This is a genomic window from Pedobacter sp. MC2016-24 (assembly GCF_015223055.1).
GTDB lineage: Bacteria > Bacteroidota > Bacteroidia > Sphingobacteriales > Sphingobacteriaceae > Pedobacter.
On the sequence record NZ_JADFBX010000002.1, the window covers coordinates 1 to 18,164 of the forward strand.

Annotated in this window: 17 protein-coding genes; 10 read left to right on the forward strand and 7 right to left on the reverse strand. The window is 40.3% G+C overall.

Annotated elements, in window-relative coordinates; all coding sequences use genetic code 11:
* Window positions 1-210: 210 nt before the first annotated feature.
* The 8 genes from rplM to IM797_RS05640 all read left to right on the forward strand — a co-directional run bounded on the left by rplM (window position 211) and on the right by IM797_RS05640 (window position 7,321).
* Window positions 211-654, forward strand: coding sequence for a 50S ribosomal protein L13 (gene rplM, locus IM797_RS05605; RefSeq protein WP_194126134.1), 444 nt, complete (start codon window positions 211-213; stop codon window positions 652-654).
* A gap of 11 nt (window positions 655-665) precedes the next feature.
* Window positions 666-1,052, forward strand: coding sequence for a 30S ribosomal protein S9 (gene rpsI / locus IM797_RS05610; RefSeq protein ID WP_008240172.1), 387 nt, complete (start codon window positions 666-668; stop codon window positions 1,050-1,052).
* A gap of 18 nt (window positions 1,053-1,070) precedes the next feature.
* Complete coding sequence (gene rpsB / locus IM797_RS05615; RefSeq protein ID WP_194126135.1) at window positions 1,071-1,895, forward strand: 30S ribosomal protein S2; 825 nt, start codon at window positions 1,071-1,073, stop codon at window positions 1,893-1,895.
* 98 nt (window positions 1,896-1,993) lie between these two features.
* A complete protein-coding gene (gene tsf / locus IM797_RS05620) occupies window positions 1,994-2,833 on the forward strand; it encodes a translation elongation factor Ts (protein WP_194126136.1) in 840 nt (279 codons plus the stop codon).
* Between the two features lie 144 nt (window positions 2,834-2,977).
* Window positions 2,978-4,093 (forward strand): N-acetylglucosamine-6-phosphate deacetylase, encoded by a 1,116-nt coding sequence (gene nagA / locus IM797_RS05625; protein WP_194126137.1) that lies wholly within the window; start codon window positions 2,978-2,980, stop codon window positions 4,091-4,093.
* Between the two features lie 70 nt (window positions 4,094-4,163).
* Window positions 4,164-4,871: a UMP kinase gene (pyrH, locus tag IM797_RS05630; protein WP_194126138.1), complete on the forward strand. Its 708-nt coding sequence runs from the start codon at window positions 4,164-4,166 to the stop codon at window positions 4,869-4,871.
* A 40-nt stretch (window positions 4,872-4,911) separates the two neighbouring features.
* Complete coding sequence (gene frr / locus IM797_RS05635; RefSeq protein ID WP_194126139.1) at window positions 4,912-5,475, forward strand: ribosome recycling factor; 564 nt, start codon at window positions 4,912-4,914, stop codon at window positions 5,473-5,475.
* 97 nt (window positions 5,476-5,572) lie between these two features.
* Window positions 5,573-7,321: an ABC transporter ATP-binding protein gene (locus tag IM797_RS05640; RefSeq protein ID WP_194126140.1), complete on the forward strand. Its 1,749-nt coding sequence runs from the start codon at window positions 5,573-5,575 to the stop codon at window positions 7,319-7,321.
* A gap of 4 nt (window positions 7,322-7,325) precedes the next feature.
* Here IM797_RS05640 and IM797_RS05645 read toward each other — a convergent pair whose 3' ends face one another.
* From IM797_RS05645 to pnuC, 5 genes are all read right to left on the reverse strand, one after another.
* Window positions 7,326-8,603 (reverse strand): MFS transporter, encoded by a 1,278-nt coding sequence (locus tag IM797_RS05645; protein ID WP_194126141.1) that lies wholly within the window; start codon window positions 8,601-8,603, stop codon window positions 7,326-7,328.
* A gap of 66 nt (window positions 8,604-8,669) precedes the next feature.
* Window positions 8,670-9,302 (reverse strand): thiamine phosphate synthase, encoded by a 633-nt coding sequence (locus IM797_RS05650; protein WP_194126142.1) that lies wholly within the window; start codon window positions 9,300-9,302, stop codon window positions 8,670-8,672.
* A 6-nt stretch (window positions 9,303-9,308) separates the two neighbouring features.
* The gene (locus IM797_RS05655; protein ID WP_194126143.1) at window positions 9,309-11,780 is read right to left on the reverse strand and encodes a TonB-dependent receptor; all 2,472 of its coding nucleotides are present in this window, start codon (window positions 11,778-11,780) and stop codon (window positions 9,309-9,311) included.
* Between the two features lie 225 nt (window positions 11,781-12,005).
* The gene (locus IM797_RS05660) at window positions 12,006-12,536 is read right to left on the reverse strand and encodes an ATP-binding protein (protein WP_194126144.1); all 531 of its coding nucleotides are present in this window, start codon (window positions 12,534-12,536) and stop codon (window positions 12,006-12,008) included.
* Window positions 12,520-13,137, reverse strand: a complete 618-nt coding sequence (pnuC, locus tag IM797_RS05665) for a nicotinamide riboside transporter PnuC (RefSeq protein WP_194126145.1) — start codon at window positions 13,135-13,137, stop codon at window positions 12,520-12,522. Before pnuC ends, IM797_RS05660 begins: the two co-directional genes overlap by 17 nt.
* An 85-nt stretch (window positions 13,138-13,222) precedes the next feature.
* Between pnuC and IM797_RS05670 the strand changes: the two genes are divergently transcribed.
* Together IM797_RS05670 and carB are read left to right on the forward strand one after the other, a co-directional pair.
* Complete coding sequence (locus tag IM797_RS05670; RefSeq protein ID WP_194126146.1) at window positions 13,223-13,540, forward strand: carboxypeptidase regulatory-like domain-containing protein; 318 nt, start codon at window positions 13,223-13,225, stop codon at window positions 13,538-13,540.
* 216 nt (window positions 13,541-13,756) lie between these two features.
* Window positions 13,757-16,573, forward strand: coding sequence for a carbamoyl-phosphate synthase large subunit (gene carB / locus IM797_RS05675; protein ID WP_194126147.1), 2,817 nt, complete (start codon window positions 13,757-13,759; stop codon window positions 16,571-16,573).
* 57 nt (window positions 16,574-16,630) lie between these two features.
* Here the strand turns inward: carB and IM797_RS05680 are convergent, their stop codons facing one another.
* Entirely contained in the window at window positions 16,631-17,593 is a 963-nt protein-coding gene (locus IM797_RS05680) for a DUF3137 domain-containing protein (protein ID WP_194126148.1), read from the reverse strand.
* Window positions 17,593-18,153 carry a LemA family protein gene (locus IM797_RS05685; RefSeq protein WP_194126149.1) on the reverse strand — a complete coding sequence of 187 codons (561 nt, stop codon included), beginning with the start codon at window positions 18,151-18,153 and terminating at the stop codon, window positions 17,593-17,595. Before IM797_RS05685 ends, IM797_RS05680 begins: the two co-directional genes overlap by 1 nt.
* Between the last annotated feature and the right edge of the window lie 11 nt (window positions 18,154-18,164).

The window sequence follows — 18,164 nt, forward strand, 5'->3', positions numbered from 1 at the left end:
ATTTACAACAGTTTCACCTTTATAGTTTAGCACAGCCCCGGTATAACATCACTCCGTTATATAGGAATTTATAGTCATAATCTGGTTTATCTGCATTTATTTTAATTATTATTGGCTCAACCGTTTGATAATTAAATATTTCTGTCTATCTTTGCAGTCCCTAAATTTGAGGGGTAATAAATAATTGTTAAACAAATTAAATACAAGCAAGTGAATACGTTAAGTTACAAAACTGTCTCTGCCAATGCTAAAACTGTTAACAAACAGTGGGTTGTTGTTGATGCACAAGGCGAGATTTTGGGGCGCTTGTCATCGAAGATCGCTATGATCATCCGTGGTAAAAACAAGCCTGAGTATACCCCACACGTAGACTGCGGTGATAACGTTATCGTTATTAATGCAGACAAGGTTAAGTTGACCGGAAATAAATTCAATGATAAGGTTTATACCTCATACACTGGATATCCAGGTGGTCAACGCTTCATTTCTCCAAAAGAGTTAATGGCTAAACATCCAAAACGTGTTATTGAAAAAGCAGTACGAGGTATGTTACCTAAAACTAAATTAGGTGCTAAATTGTACACAAACCTTTTTGTTTATGCAGGTGCTGAGCATCCGCATGCAGCTCAATCACCAAAAACCATTAAACTTTAATTAAAGAAGAAATGTCAGTTACTAACACTTCAGGAAGAAGAAAAACTGCTGTTGCACGTATCTATTTAAAAGAAGGCAACGGCACTATTACCGTAAATGGTAAAGACCATAAAGTATATTTCCCAACATTACCTTTGCAATACATCGTTAATCAATCATTCGAAGTTTCGGAATTGGTTGGTCAGTATGATGTAAATGTAAACGTAGCAGGTGGTGGTATCAAAGGTCAGGCAGAAGCAGTTCGTTTAGCTATCGCTAAAGCTATTGTTGAATTAGATGCTGAGAAAAAACCAGCATTACGCGCTAAAGGGTTAATGACCCGTGATATGCGTATGGTTGAACGTAAGAAACCAGGACGTAAGAAAGCACGTAAGAAATTCCAATTCAGTAAACGTTAATCTAAGGAGACAAACACAATGGCAAGAACTACATATCAAGACTTATTGGATGCAGGTGTACACTTCGGTCACCTTACCCGTAAATGGAACCCAAAAATGGCGCCTTACATTTTCATGGAGCGCAATGGTATCCACATTATAGATTTAAATAAAACTTTAACTAAAACTGAAGAAGCTGCTTCAGCAATCAAACAGATTGTAAAATCAGGACGTAAAGTACTGTTTGTGGCGACTAAGAAACAAGCTAAAGAAATCGTTGCTGATCAAGCAAAAAAAGTAAACATGCCTTTCGTAACTGAGCGTTGGTTAGGTGGTATGTTAACCAACTTTGCTACTGTACGTAAGTCAATCAAAAAGATGGTTACCATCGATAAAATGACTAAAGACGGTACTTACTCTATTCTTTCTAAGAAAGAGCGTTTGATGATCCAACGTGAGCGTATCAAATTGGAAAGCTTATTGGGTGGTATCGCGGACTTAAACCGTTTACCAGCTGCAATCTTTTTAATTGACGTTAAAAAAGAACATATCGCTGTTAGCGAAGCGTTGAAATTAAACATTCCAACTTTTGCAATGGTTGATACCAACTCTGATCCTTCTAACATCGATTTCCCAATTCCAGCGAATGATGATGCTACTAAATCGATCTCTTTAATTACTGATGTAATCATCAAAGCAATTGAAGAAGGTTTAGATGAGCGCAAACGCGAAAAAGACGAGGAAACTGAAAAAGAAGCTGTAGCTGCGAAAGCTGCTGCTGATGCTCCTGAAGCTGCTGCTCCTGGTGCAAGAAGAAAAAAAGTAGAGGCTGATACCGAAGAAGGTACTAGCGAAGAAGCTTAAATAATATAATCAGGGTTGTATATGATGCGTTGCGGTTATACTACAACAACTCGTATACAACCCTTTATTTTTTGATAAAAACTTAAAAAGAAATTAAAATGTCTACAGTACAAATTTCTGCAGCAGATGTAAACAAATTACGCCAACAAACCGGTGCTGGTATGATGGACTGCAAAAAAGCATTGATCGAAGCAAACGGTGATTTCGAAGCAGCGGTTGATTATTTACGTAAAAAAGGTGCTAAAGTAGCAGCTTCTCGTCAGGATCGTGATTCTAACGAAGGTGTTGTAATTGCTAAAGCTACAGCTGATGGCAAACGTGGTGTGGTAGTTGAATTAAACTGCGAAACTGACTTCGTTGCTAAAAATGCTGACTTCGTAGCTTTGGCTAACAAATTCACTGATTTAGCGATTGAAAATAATCCAGCTTCTTTAGAGGAGTTATTGGCTTTAGAAATCGACGGACAAAAAGTTGCGGATATCATTGTTGAAAACACTGGTAAAATCGGCGAGAAAATCGGTATCTCTAAATTTGAAACCGTTACTGGTGAATTGGTTGTTCCTTACATTCACGGTAACTACCGTTTAGGTGTTTTGGTTGCATTAAACCAGGCTGGTGCAGGTGTGGAAGAAGCAGGTAAAGATGTAGCTATGCAAATCGCTGCAATGAGTCCTGTTGCTTTAGACAAAGCTGATGTTGACGCAACAACTATCGAGCGTGAAACTGAAATTGCTAAAGAACAAATCCGTGCTGAAGGTAAACCTGAAGAAATGGTTGAGAAAATTGCTGCTGGTAAATTGAACAAATTCTACAAAGACAGTACTTTATTAAACCAGGAGTTTGTTAAAGATTCATCTAAAGATGTTCGTAAATTCTTAAATGATGTTTCAAAAGACCTAACAGTTGTTGCATTTAAACGTGTACAATTGGGTGCTTAATTAGCATTTAAATAAATTGGAAAGCCCGGTCATGATTCATGATCGGGCTTTTTGTTTCTTATTATTTTGATTGCGCAGGTTTAATTATTTATGGGCTAATTCGGTAACTTTGATTTACTCGCCTTTAATATCTATAAAAAACATATGTCAGTTACAATTCAAAACGCCAGATTTTATACTGAAGAAGACACGCTAGCCCAGCGCCATGACTTACACATCGAAGCAGGAAGGATCAGCGCACTTAGCGTTACAGAAATACAGGATAACGCCCATCATCTGGTGGTTCCCGGCTTTGTTGATCTGCAGATTTATGGGGGAGGCGGTAGGTTGTTTTCCGCAGAACCAAGTGTCGAAACGCTTAGGATGATGGAAGATGACCTACTGAGCAAGGGGACTACAGGCTTTTTAGCCTGCATGGCGACAAACACTCCTGAGGTTTTTAACAGCTGCATTGAGGCTGCGAAAGCGCATCGGGGCGAGGCAAGGAATTTTTTAGGTTTACATTTAGAGGGCCCTTTTCTGAATGCAAAACGTAGGGGTGCACACGTAGAAGCCTACATACGAAAAGCAACTTTGGATGAAATCAAAGCCTTACTGGATTTTGGAGATGGGGTGATCAAAATGATGACAATTGCACCGGAATTACAAGATGATGTAGTGATTGAATACCTGCTTGATCACGGTGTATTGCTGTCGTTAGGGCACAGTGATGCCACTTTTGAACAGGCAACAGCGGCATACAACAAGGGGATTGCTACAACAACCCACCTGTTTAACGCCATGACTCCCATACACCACCGTGAGCCGGGAATTCCTACTGCTGTATTTAATCACGATGAGGCAAAGGCAAGCATTATTGCAGACGGTCAGCATGTCGATTTCGAAGTGGTTAAGTTTAGTCAGAAAATTTTGAAGGAGCGTTTGTTCCTGATTACTGACGCGGTGGCTGCCTGTGATCATGGACCGTATCAGCATATGCAGATGGGCGATAAATTTGTGGTTCCTGACGTAAGCAATGCGGGTGGGGCGGTTACCTTGTCCGGTTCTTCATTAACCATGCTGCAAGCAGTGAAAAATTGTGTAGCGCATTGTGGGATCAGTTTATCAGATGCTTTGAAGATGGCTGCTCTGTACCCAGCCAAGCTGATCGGTTTATCGGACCAGATTGGAAAAGTAGCCTTAGGCTATACCGCTGATTTGCTTGTTCTGGATAATGAGTTAAACCTTAAAGAAGTCTGGTTGAAGGGGCAAAAAGTGTAGTTGTCAAATATTTACATCAATTGTTAAAACGATAGCGGGTAAGTAAAAAATTGTTAATATTTTTGAGGTCATGAAGTATAAGCGCATTCTACTAAAGCTCAGCGGCGAATCGCTGATGGGCGAAAAGCAATATGGTATTGATAACGAACGTGTTAGGCAATATGCTGAGGATATCAAAGCAGTACATGATAAGGGCCTTGAAATTGCAATTGTAATTGGTGGTGGTAACATTTTTAGAGGCTTGAGCGCTGAAAAATCTGGAATGGACCGCGCACAGGCTGATTATATGGGGATGTTGGCCACAGTAATTAACAGTATGGCTTTACAGGATGCGCTGGAAAAAGTAGGCTTGAAAACCCGGTTACTTACAGCAATAAAAATGGAGCAGATTTGTGAACCATTTATTCGTAGAAGAGCAGTTCGCCACCTGGAAAAAGGACGTGTAGTGATTTTTGGTGCTGGTACTGGTAATCCTTATTTCACCACCGATTCTGCGGCAGCTTTAAGAGCGATCGAAATTAAAGCCGATGTTGTTTTAAAAGGAACACGGGTAGATGGTATATATACAGCCGATCCTGAAAAAGATCCGGCAGCAGTTAAGTATTCGGAAATCTCTTTCAAAGAAGTTTATTCCAAGGGTTTAAATGTCATGGACATGACTGCCTTTACTTTATGTGAAGAGAACGAACTGCCTATTATTGTATTTGATATGAATAAAACAGGCAATTTTATGAAAATAGCCCAGGGAGAAGAAATTGGCACCCTGGTTAAAGCCTGATTCTAATATATTTTATATTTTTGGTTAAATTTTACAAAACATGAATGACCTCATAAAGAAACAATTACAAGATGCCCAAGCTAACATGGACAAGGCAATTGACCATTGTGAAGCTGAATTGACTAAAATTCGTGCAGGAAAGGCTTCTGCAGGAATGCTAGACGGCATATTTGTAGATTATTATGGTAGTGCTACTGCGCTGTCTCAGGTTGCGAGTATCAATACTCCGGATGCGCGGACGCTTCTTGTTCAGCCTTGGGAAAAAAACATGCTTGTTCCTATAGAACGTGCGATCATGGAGGCTAATATTGGCATTAATCCACAAAATGATGGTGTTGTAATCCGTTTGGTAGTTCCACCATTGACTGAAGAGCGTAGAAAAGATTTGGTTAAAAAGGTTAAAGAAGAGGCTGAGCGTGGTAAAATCACGGTTCGTAACATCCGTAAAGATGCCAATGAAAAGATCAAAAAACTAAAAGGAGAAAGCGTTTCTGATGATGAGATCAAAACCGGTGAGGCTGAAGTTCAGAAAATAACAGATGCTTATATCATCAAGGTGGAGAAACATTCTGAAGCGAAAGAAAAAGATATCATGACAGTATAACCTGGTCATTTATAATTTATAAGTCAATTAAAGGGAATGAGGCAAATGCTTCATTCCCTTTCTTTATTTTTGATCCCTCAAAACAAAACTCTGATTAATGAATTTACTGATTGAATATTTGAAGAACTACAAGTGGATAGTGGTTCTGGCGCTGTTGCTTGCTGCCATTAATATCGGCTTCTCTCTGCTAGATCCATACATTACAGGAAGAATAGTGGATCGGTTTATTGAAAAAAAAGATGTTTTAGCGCGTAGTGAATTTATCTGGGGTGTACTTGGGCTTGTTGGTTTGGGTGTTGGCGCCGCAATGGTATCCAGAATTGCCAAAAACTTTCAGGATTACTTTACGAGTATCATCGTTCAGAAAGTTGGTGCCCAGATGTACGCTGATGGTTTGAAGCACTCTTTAGAGTTGCCTTACCAGGTGTTTGAGGATCAGCGTAGCGGTGAAACTTTGGGGATACTGCAAAAGGTTCGTTTAGACTCGGAGAAGTTCATTACTTCGTTCATCAGTATTTTATTCGTCAGTCTGATCGGGATGGTTTTTGTCATTGTTTATTCAGTTACGGTAAGTTATAAGGTTACCTTGATCTATTTCTCCGCGATACCCATCATTAGCTTTGTGAGCTGGTTTTTAAGTCGGAAGATTAAAACCATCCAAAGAAGTATCGTTGCAGAAACTACGGCATTGGCCGGATCTACAACTGAATCTTTAAGAAATATTGAATTGGTTAAGAGTTTGGGCCTGGCCAATCAGGAAATAGAGCGTCTCAATAAAACGACATATAAAATATTGGGCTTGGAGCTTAGAAAAGTCAAATATGTGCGCAGCATGAGTTTTGTGCAGGGTACAACAGTAAACTTTGTGCGGAGTAGTATGGTGGTTGTCCTATTGATTCTTATTTTTGAAAATACGATTTCGCCAGGTCAATATTTTTCCTTCCTGTTCTACTCATTTTTCCTGTTTGGACCACTGCAGGAGCTTGGTAACGTAATTTTAGCCTGGAGAGAGGCCGAAGTGTCTTTGGGTAATTTTAAAGCGATTTTAAGTACCCCAATTGATCAGAAACCTTTAAACCCTGTTAAACTTGATAAAATTACTAAGCTGGCCTTTGAAGATGTTAATTTTAAGCACCTTACTGGAAAGCACAATGCGCTGAATGACATCACTTTCAGTACCCATAATGGTGAAACCATTGCTTTTGTTGGGCCTTCTGGTTCAGGTAAAACTACCCTGGTTAAGCTTTTGGTTGGCCTTTATCAGCCAATTGAAGGGGAAGTCTTTTATAACAATACTTCGAGTAAAGAAATTGATTTGGATTTGTTGAGAGAGAAAATCGGATTTGTCACCCAGGATACGCAGCTGTTTTCAGGAACGATCAGGGAAAACCTGCAGTTTGTGCGTCCGGGAGCTACTGACGAAGAGTGTTTGCGTGTATTGAAACAAGCGGCTTGTCATAACCTCATGGCCCGGGCAGAGAACGGCCTAGATACTGTAATTGGTGAAGGTGGGGTAAAAGTATCTGGTGGAGAGAAACAGCGCTTATCGATTGCCAGAGCGCTCCTGAGACAGCCGGATATTCTGGTCTTCGATGAGGCAACGTCTTCTTTGGACTCTTTAACCGAAGAGGAAATTACAGCGACCATTCGTGACATTTCTGTTCATACCAATCACATCACGATTTTGATTGCACATCGATTGTCAACGATCAAACATGCCGACCGAATCTTTGTATTGGAGAAAGGTCACATTATTGAGCAGGGCAAGCATGATGAGTTGCTACAGCTTAACGGGCTGTATTACGCCATGTGGAGACAGCAAATCGGAGAAAGGCAGGAAGTTTAATCTGCTATTGTGTTTTTTGTTCGTTGATCTCCTGGATGCTTAACGTTAACAGACTTTTGGTTTTTAAGTACGTGATGCCAGCTACAATAATGGTCATACCGCCTCCAAACACTACTGCGGGGACTGTACGCATGAGTTTGGCTGTCAGACCCGATTCAAATGCCCCAATTTCATTAGAAGAGCCAATAAACATACTGTTTACTGCGGATACACGGCCCCGCATTTCATCGGGGGTAAGTAATTGCATAATGGTAGACCGGATCAATACACTAATGCTGTCAAACGCACCTTCTGTAAACAGAAAAAATAAGGTTACATAAAAGTTTTTGGATAAGCCATAACAGATGATACTGAGGCCAAAACCTGTAACTGCAATTAAAAGGTTTCTCCAGGGTTTATTCATTGGAGAGATCTTTGCCATAGCAAGCATGGTAAGTACAGCTCCGCCTGATGCTGCCGCACGCATATAACCCAGGCCTTCAGGGCCTACTTTAAGAATGTCATTGGCGAATACGGGCAACAAAGCCACAGCTCCGCCAAAAAACACGGAAAATAAATCGAGGCTCATGGCGCCGAGCATCATTTTGTTTTTAAATACAAACTGAACGCCTTCTGTAAGACTTTTAACAATGCTTTCCTTGGGAATGAATCGCGGTGGATGTTCTTTTAAAAAGAAGATGCAGGTGAGTGCAATGAGTATAAAAAAGATAATCACCATATAGGTGACTGTAATTCCAAAAAAGCCATAGATCAATCCCCCTGCAGCAGGACCAACGATGGAGGCTAACATATAGGATGAACTATTCCATGTGCTGGAATTTGGATACAGTTTTTTAGGAATAATCTGGGCCATAATGGAAAAGGAGGTCGGGCCGAAAAAACCGCGCGCCAGTCCAATTCCAAAGACCATGAAATACATCACCGGAATGATATAGGATTCAGGAATATAAGGATGCATCTGTTTCATGGTGACGATGAGCATCACCAAAGAACATAAAAACACACCACTGAAAATTTTAATCAGCAGGCCTCTTTTTTCAGATTTATCAGCTACATATCCTCCATATAGGGCAATGCCGATGGCCGGAATGGCTTCGCAGAGGCCAACCAATCCCAATGCCAATGGATCTTTGGTTAAATGGTAAATGTGAAAGCCAATGATTACGGCCTGCATCTGGTAAGCAAATGTGAAAAAGAATCGCATGCCAAGGTAGGAACGGAATTCCCGGAACCGCAAGGCCGCGTAAGGATCTGGTTTCTCTATGATTTCGGGCTTGTCCAAAGGGAGAATATTTTAGACAAATGTAGGTTTTAGGGCAATATCTTTTTTGTTTTTTTGGAATTACAATTACATAATCCTGTCATAAAAGTCGAGGTATGCCTCATACATATTTTCGGCCTGGTTGACTGCAGCAGATACCGCGATGCCGAAAACTCCAGTAGCCATCAGTGGATCGATATCGTTTCTGGTAACTCCGCCTACTGCGAGTATAGGAAAATCTATTCCCTGTTTTTTTAATGCAGATATGGCTTGTTGATAACCTTCGATGCCTAAAAGCGGATAGTCGTTGGGTTTTGTTATCGTTGTATAAAATGGGCCGAATCCCGCATAATCAGCACCTTCCTGAGCGATTCTGATTAGATTTTCAATCGTATTGGCAGAACCTCCAATGGTTACCGCTTCTCCTAACTGTTCACGTATTTTGGTGAAATCAGCATCCATATCTTCGATATGAAAACCCTGGATATCGGCTTTGCCATTTAAATGAATATGATCTGTAACGATCAGGGTAGCCCCCCAATCGTCACAGATCTCTGCAATGGCATGAATATCTTCCAGAAGTTGTTCATCAGCTTTTGTTAAACAGCGATATTGAATCCACTTGGCGCCAGCGCTACAGGCAATTTGCGCCTGTCCGATATGACTATGCTGTGGAATATCGTGCGTAATAAAATGTAGTTTTTCGATGAACTTCTTCATGTTGTATTAAAATTTCAGATTTAGCGAAAGTAAGAAATTAGTTCCGGCCTGAGGGAAGTAAAAGTTCTCGGTTACTGTGCCCCATGGATATATTGAGCTGTAAGTGTAGCCATTACTTTCATATTTTCTGTTTAAAATATTATTTGCAAGCAATCCGATATTGATGTTTTTAATGCCTTTCAGGCTGAAGTCGTAGCCTATTCGGGCATTACTTACCCAGTAGGCATCTAATTTTCGTGTATCGTTTTGGGTATTGTCCATAAACTGTTTGCTCACATATTTTTCCTGTAGTGCAATGGCAAACCCGGACAGTGGCTTATAAACCAGTTCTCCGAAAAGTACAGTATTGGGTGAAAAAGAAATGTCTGGACTGGCATAATTTGTAGCCTGAACTTTAATCAGCTCATAGTTCTCGTCATATACGGAAACGTAGTCTACATAATTTTTAATTTTGTTTCTGCTTAAAGCAGCATTGGCATTGATGATAAACTTCGGACTAATGGTGTATGAACCATCTAATTCAATTCCTAAACGAGAACTTTTGTCTACATTCTGACGATAAGGATCTCCACCATCATTTACCTCTCCGGTGAAAATCAGCTGATCTTTATAGAACATCCCATACGCATTGATGCCTATATTGAAGTCCTTCTGTGTAATGCGGTAGCCTGCTTCGATATTGTTTAAATGCTCTGACTTTGGTACTGGTAATCCCGCTTTAAGATTGGTGAAGTCATCCCTGTTTGGCTCTTTGTTACCTACACTAAATGAAGCATAAAGATTACTTTGGTCATTGATGAAATAAGTAGCACCAACTTTAGGGTTAAAGAAGTTGTATTTGTTATGGAAATCAAGCGTATTGCGGTTTTTATCAAGACCAGTAATGTCATAGTTTACATTTCTGTATTGGAGGTCGGCAAATAGGCTTAATTGACTTGCAGGGCTATAGTTAACTTTAACATAGCTGTTAAAATCGTCTTTGTTTCCTTTGCCGTCATAATAGTGGTAATCATTTGTTGCAGTTGAAGCATATTGTGCCCAGATTACCTGGCCAAAGTGCTTGCCCCGGTATTGATTGTATGCACCCCCCAGGGTAATGTTTAAGTCAGATGATGGAATATAATTGAAAGCGTAAGTTAATCCGTAAAAGTCGTTGTCTAACCAACGGCGACGGATCAGATCCGTTTTGGTTACATCAACACCACCCACGTTTGCTGGTGGAAGGGCATATTTACTTAACTTTTGCTTGTTCTTGTATTCCTCATAATATCCTTTTCCATCGGTGTAATGCAGCGCTCCGTTGAATGAAAACTTTTCACTGAACTGCTTGGCGTATAAGGCCTGATAATGATTTTGGGCGTAATTGTCGTTTTGATCCTTATAGGTAAACTGATTGTATTTTCTGTTGTTTGAATTGAACAGGTTTAATGAATCTGCTTTTGTATAATACAGGTAATCCAGATTATTTTCATAATGTTTTTTTAATCCTTCCAGGTCTCCGCGTAATTTGGCTTCCGGTACGCCATTCCAGGCCTGATAGGTTTGTTCGGTTCCGGAAAACACGTTAATGCGTAACAAATCTGTTTTTCCGTAGTAAGCGCCAGAAAGGAAATAGGATTTAAGTTTAGATGCAGCGCGGTCAACAAAACCATCTGAAGTTACCCGGGATAAACGGCCATCGAAACTCCATTTGTTATCTATTAAACCTGTTCCAATTTTAACTGTGTTTTTAAGGGTGTTAAACGAGCCGTAAGTGTTGTTTACTTCTGCATAAGCATGTTGTGCCGGTGCACTGGTTTGTATATTTAAGCTTCCGCCGAAGGCGCCACCGCCGTTGGTAGAGGTACCTACGCCACGTTGGATTTGAATATTATCTACAGAAGAGGCAAAGTCTGGCATGTTTACCCAGAATATCCCCTGACTTTCACTGTCATTATAAGGAATGCCGTTTATGGTTACATTGACGCGACTTGCATCGCTGCCTCTAATCCGAATCCCAGTGTAGCCTACACCGGCGCCAGCATCAGAGGTAACCACTACGCCCGGGGTATTATTCAAGATGAAGGGAAGATCCTGGCCAAAATTATTTTGTGCGATATCTTCCTTGCTTAAGTTTTTATAAGTCGTGGCTGATTTTTCTGTTGCCCTCGTTGCCCGTACTACAACTTCATCTGCAAGAAATGCCGACTGTTTTAAATCAAAGTCCAGGGTTTGATCTTTATCAATGCTAATCGTTTTTTCAATGGATTGATAACCAATAAAGCTTACTGAAACGATGTATTTTCCAGCTTTGAGATTGTTGATCTGGTACTTTCCGTTTGCATCTGTAGCAACGCCATTGCCATTGCTTTTTAATCGAACTGAAGCACCGGGTAAAGATTTACCATTTTCGGCAACAGTACCTGAAATGGTAAATTGCGCTTTAAGAAATAAAGGCATGAACAGCACAGCAAATGCTGCGATCATTAATTTTTTCATTGTTTTTTTAGTTAAACCACCATAAGTAAGGGGTACTTATAGCCCAGTTAAACTCCATAACTCCATCCCTACGCCGGCATTATCCGGATCAGGTGCATACACGCTTAGCGCATGTATTGGGTATGTTCTCAGCCTGTATTTGTGTTTTTTGACAAAACAAGGCACCCCCTTTTGATGGGGCAAAGGTACCTGCTTATTTTGTTAATAACAAGAGAAGTGTTTTGCTTATACCGTCGCAAGGAATTTATCAACGGCTTGAATGGCATTGCTTAGGCGGTTTTCTACTCCGCTAATCAGATGATAGTTGGCACTAAGCAATTTAAGTTCGTTTTGCCATACCTGCATAAAATGCTCCCGCTTATGCGGGAAATCACGTAAGGGGTCATCCTGCCATGGCAAATCGATGTCCATAAGCAGATATAAATCATAGTGGTGCTTTGGCAGCGCGTCCAGAACAATCTGTGGGGTTTCTCCAAAAACCTCATCACTCCATATTTTTACAGTCAGGAAGGTCGTGTCACAGAAGATAAGATCTTTTTCTGCAACAGTAAGTATCGACTCTTCCAATGCCAGTTGTCCATGGAACATGTTAATTTCGTCTTGTAAATCACAAGGGCTGGTTAAAGCATCACAATAATAACGGGCATATTCCGGAACCCAATGTGTACGATAATGTCTGGCCAATTGTTGCGTAATGGTCGATTTTCCAGTGCTTTCAGGCCCAACTACAGCTATTTTTTTAATTTGTTTGTCCACGATAGGTTTTCCTCCAGTCTAAATAGCCCTTGATTGCGATAATAACAAGAACCGCGTAAAATACTGCGCTCAGATTTAAATGTTTGTAAATATACAGGGGGATATAGCAAATGTCTACTATAATCCAGACGATCCAGTTTTGAAGGACTTTTCTGGTGAGCAGAATTTGCGCTACAAAACTCATTGCTGTACAAAAACCATCAGCATAGGGGACGTCTGTATCTGTAAAATGTTTTAAAAAGAGAGCCAACAAAACAGTAAGTATGGCAACGGCAAAAATGACGTAGAGCCAGTCGCGCGGTTTGATCAAAGTAATTGGCTGCTGGGTTTGGGATTTCTTGCTGACCCAAAAATACCAGCCATAGCATGCCGTAAACAAAAAGTAGAACTGCAACGACATGTCGCCATACATTTTGGCTGAAAAGAAAACCCAGGCATAAGCGATTACGCTAATGATAGAGATTGGCCAGCTTAAGACGCGCTCTTTTGCAGCAAGGTAAATACAGATGAGTCCGCTGACAACGCCCAGCCATTCTGGCCAGCCAGTGTGTTCAAACTGGTCGATAAAGAATCGGATAAAGGTAGATTCGAGTAGGAACATGGCCAAAAGTACATGCAAATAAGGATAAAAAAAACAATATCCCAACTTCGGTGTTTGTTAAGCATCACAATTAAAAAGCTTTTTAATGAAAAAAATAAGTGTCAGGTTGTTTTTTATTACTGGTTTGCTGTTTAGCCTTTCGGCATTTACAATGATTAAAACCGGCTCTATTCAAGGGAAATTAATGCCTGCAGACGGTGCTATTGAGGTTATGGCAATAAATGGTGCGGATACCTTGAGGTTGAATGCTGTAAACGGGAGTTTTATTTTTAAAAACATAAAAACCGGAACCTATACCCTATTGGCGAAAGCTAAGCCGCCCTATCAGGACATTGTAGTTAAAGACGTTGCTGTAATTGACAGTACGACTACGGATGTTGGAACGTTGAAGTTTCAGCAATAAAAAGCAGATTGTGAGCTTATTGAAAGGAAAAATACTTTCCTTTTTTATTTATCAGGCTTTTTAAAAAAATACCTAAAAATTAATGAGTAAAAATGTATCTTTGCATCCCGACAGAAGAGTCGGGATCATCATGCTATAAGCAAGGAAAATCTTCAGACGCTCCGTCTATAAAATTGCATTTTTTTACTCATATATCATTAGACTTTTTAAAGCCTTATGCCTAAAGACACCTCCATACGCTCGGTACTAATCATCGGATCGGGTCCTATTATCATCGGACAAGCTTGTGAATTTGACTACTCAGGATCGCAAGCCGCCTTATCTTTAAAAGAAGAGGGAATCGAAGTTTCGATCATCAACTCCAATCCTGCAACCATCATGACCGATAAAGTAATCGGTGATCATGTTTACCTGTGGCCATTGACAGTAGATTCTATCGAACAGATCTTGCAAGAACGTCAAATTGATGCTGTATTGCCTACCATGGGTGGCCAAACGGCTTTGAATCTTTGTATTGAGGCTTCTGAACGTGGAATTTGGGAGAAATACGGAGTGCGGGTGATCGGTGTAGATGTTGCTGCAATCGAGAAAACAGAAAACCGTGAAGCCTTCCGCCAGTTAATGGTTGATATAGGGGTAGGGGTAGCAACTTCAAAAATTGCCAACTCTTTCCTTGAAGGTAAAGAAGCTGCTCAGGAAATTGGTTACCCACTGGTAATCCGACCTTCTTATACATTGGGAGGTTTTGGTGGTGGTTTTGTACACAAGAAAGAAGAATTTGACCAGGCTTTAAAACGTGGACTTGAGGCTTCTCCAACACATGAGGTATTGGTAGAACAAGCTGTTTTGGGTTGGAAAGAATACGAATTGGAGTTGTTAAGAGATAGCAATGACAATGTAATCATTATCTGCTCTATAGAAAACTTCGATCCGATGGGTATCCACACAGGTGATTCGATCACTGTGGCACCTGCAATGACATTGTCTGATCGTTGCTACCAGGATATGCGTAACCAGGCCATCAAAATGATGCGTGCAATAGGAAACTTCGCGGGCGGTTGTAATGTGCAGTTTTCAGTAAATCCTGATAACGACGAGATCATTGCAATCGAGATTAACCCAAGGGTTTCACGTTCATCGGCATTGGCCAGTAAGGCAACGGGTTATCCAATTGCAAAGATAGCTTCTAAACTGGCTATCGGTTATAACCTGGATGAGCTGGAAAACCAGATTACAAAAACTACTTCTGCATATTTTGAGCCAACACTTGATTATGTGATTGTGAAAGTTCCGCGCTGGAACTTCGATAAATTCAAAGGAGCCAATATGGAGCTGGGTTTACAGATGAAATCTGTAGGTGAAGTAATGGCAATTGGACGTACTTTTATTGAGGCGATACAAAAAGCTTGTCAGAGTTTAGAAATTGGCAGAGCTGGTTTAGGTGCTGATGGTAAACATAACCGCAGTATCGAAGAGATCATGCATGGCCTTGAGCACCCAAGCTGGAATCGTTTATTCCTGATTAAAGATGCCATGAGCATGGGTGTACCATTAGAGTCAATCCGTAAAGTTACGCGCATTGACAAATGGTTCTTGTCACAAATACATGAATTGGTTCAGCTGGAAACAGAATTGAAACGTTATTCGCTAAATAATATCCCTAAAGATTTCTTCTTTACCTTGAAGCAAAAAGGGTTCTCTGATATTCAGATTGCTTATCTGCTTGGAAATGTAACTGAGGACGAAGTTTATGAACGCAGAAAGTCATTAGGCATCAAACGTGTTTATAAAATGGTAGATACTTGTGCTGCTGAGTTTGCTGCGCAAACACCTTATTACTACTCTACTTTTGAGGAGGAGAACGAGTCTCACCCATCTGATAAAAAGAAAGTAATTGTATTGGGATCCGGACCTAACCGTATTGGTCAGGGTATCGAATTCGATTACTCTTGTGTACATGGTTTGCTTGCTGCTAAAGAAAGTGGTTTTGAGGCGATCATGATCAATTGTAATCCGGAGACCGTGTCTACCGACTTTAACATGGCTGATAAATTATATTTTGAGCCGGTATTCTGGGAGCATGTACGCGAAATTATCGAATTAGAAAAGCCGGAAGGTGTTATCGTTCAGTTGGGTGGTCAAACAGCCTTGAAAATGGCTGAAAAGCTTCAGGAGAATGGCATAAGGATCATCGGTACTTCATATAACGATATGGATGTTGCAGAAGACAGGGGACGTTTCTCTGACCTGCTAAAAGAATTGGATATTCCTTATCCAAAATATGGTGTTGCAGAAAATGCTGAAGAAGCAATTGTTGTGGCAAATGAAGTGGGTTACCCGGTATTGGTTAGACCAAGTTATGTGTTGGGTGGACAAGGGATGAGCATCGTGATTAACGATGAAGATCTTGAAAAGGCTGTTGTTAAATTACTAGGTGACCTTCCTGGTAACCGTGTATTGATTGATCACTTCCTGGACAGAGCAGAAGAAACCGAGTCAGATTCGATCAGTGATGGTGAAGATGTACATATTGTTGGCTTAATGGAGCACATTGAACCAGCAGGTATTCACTCGGGAGATTCCAGTGCCGTACTGCCGCCTTTCAGTTTATCTGAAAAGGTTATGAACGACATGGAAACTTATTCTAAAAAGATTGCCAGAGCTTTGAATGTAATTGGTTTGTTAAACATCCAGTTTGCAGTTAAAGATGAGAAAGTATATGTAATTGAGGCGAATCCTAGAGCATCAAGAACTGTTCCTTTCATTGCTAAGGCTTATGATGTTCCTTACATTAATATTGCCGCTAAAGTGATGCTAGGGGTGAACAAGCTAAAGGATTTTACAATTGAACGTAAACTGGAAGGCTATGCGATCAAAGAGCCTGTATTCTCATTCTATAAATTCCCTGAGGTAACTAAAGAATTAGGCCCGGAAATGAAGTCTACAGGTGAGTCGATCAGATTTATCAAGGACACGGAAGATCCTTACTTCAGAAAGCTCATTAAAGATAAATCCATGTATTTATCTAAATAACATAAACAACAATGGCCTCCTTAAAAGAGGCCATTGTTGTTTAATATCATCTTGCTTTTATGTTTTAGTCCAGATTCTGGTATTCAGATCCAATTCACGGATAATGTTGTACATAAATCTGATGACCTCCAGGTCTTCACTGATAAACTCTGCTCCCAACAGGCTTTTATGTACAGGTGGTTCAAAATAATCTTTATCCAATGGGAAAGCAATATATACACTAGAGTCAATAAAAGACAATGAAATGGTGTAATTGCAACGGTTATTGAGTTCACATAGACGTTCCATGAGGCTCGGTGTGAGGATATATCTGGCTTCTACCTGATCTGTCGAATAGGTGATAAACGTTTTGCTAAACTCAGGGTTTTCCAATTGAACAAGATTTCTACCTGAAGCAGAAAATAATGGGATTGCACTGGATATCCAGGCACCAATGCTACTGCTAATGTCTTTAGGTCTGACCACAGTAATGCCATTGAAGTTTTTGTTGAAATCCGCGGTGAAAACGATTCCTTTAAGGATATCATGCCAATGCTCTTGTCTGCCATTTTTTGTCTGCGTTACGGTCTTATATTCCGCATGGACTTCTGAAAAAGAAAATCTTGTCTTTCCTGCAACTCCATGCACCTGGTCTTCACTACGATACCGATCTGGTTCTTGCGTAAATAATTGTGAGTCGATAAAATCTCTTTCTGACAGACCAGACATATAGTCTATCTCCAAACTATCATCAACAGACTTTAATACCAGTGAGATGACATTTTGTTTATAGTCGTACCTGTAATGGTTGAACTTAGTACTGGATTTACCGATAAAAATAAACCCGGCAATGAGTGCAGCTCCGCCGGCTATTCCTGCCCCAATTAGTAAGCCTGTAGCAATCCCGGTTCCAATGGATAATACGCCTCCTGCCAGGAGCAGGTAGCTTTTTATCTTCAGTGAAGAGACTTCTTTTCTTTGTTGTTCTAAGGTGTTGAGTGCATGCTGTAAGGAGCTTGAAACAGGATTGTTGCTATCCATTAGTTGTTAAATAGGTCTTTTGCGCTGATGTTTTTACGTTCCTCCTCTGTATTGGCCAATACAGCAATTGGTTGATAGTTGAGCATGCCTGCAAAAATACTTCCCGGGAACATCATGATTCCATTGTTATAATCTGTTACCGAAGCATTATAAGTTCTTCTTGCTGCGGCAATTTGCTCTTCGCTTTCGGTCCAGGTACTTTGCAGGTTCAGGAAGTTTTGGTTGGCTTTCAGATCCGGATAATTCTCTACATTTACCATTAAGCCTTTCACGCTGTTGCTAAGCTGTCTGTCTAAATCCAGTTTTTGTTCGTTACTAATGCCCGGACTCATCGCTTTTGACCTTAATTCTACTACTTTAGTCAATACGCTTTCCTCATATTGCATATATTGTTTTACAGTCTCAACTAAATTTGGCAACAAGTCAAAACGTTTTTTTAACATGACATCTATTGCTGAAAATGCATTGTCAACCTGATTTTTTTTGCCGATAAGCCCGTTGTAATAGCCTAGGCCAATAAAGAAAAGGATTGCGATAACGATAATTGGGACTATGATCATGTTGATTTATT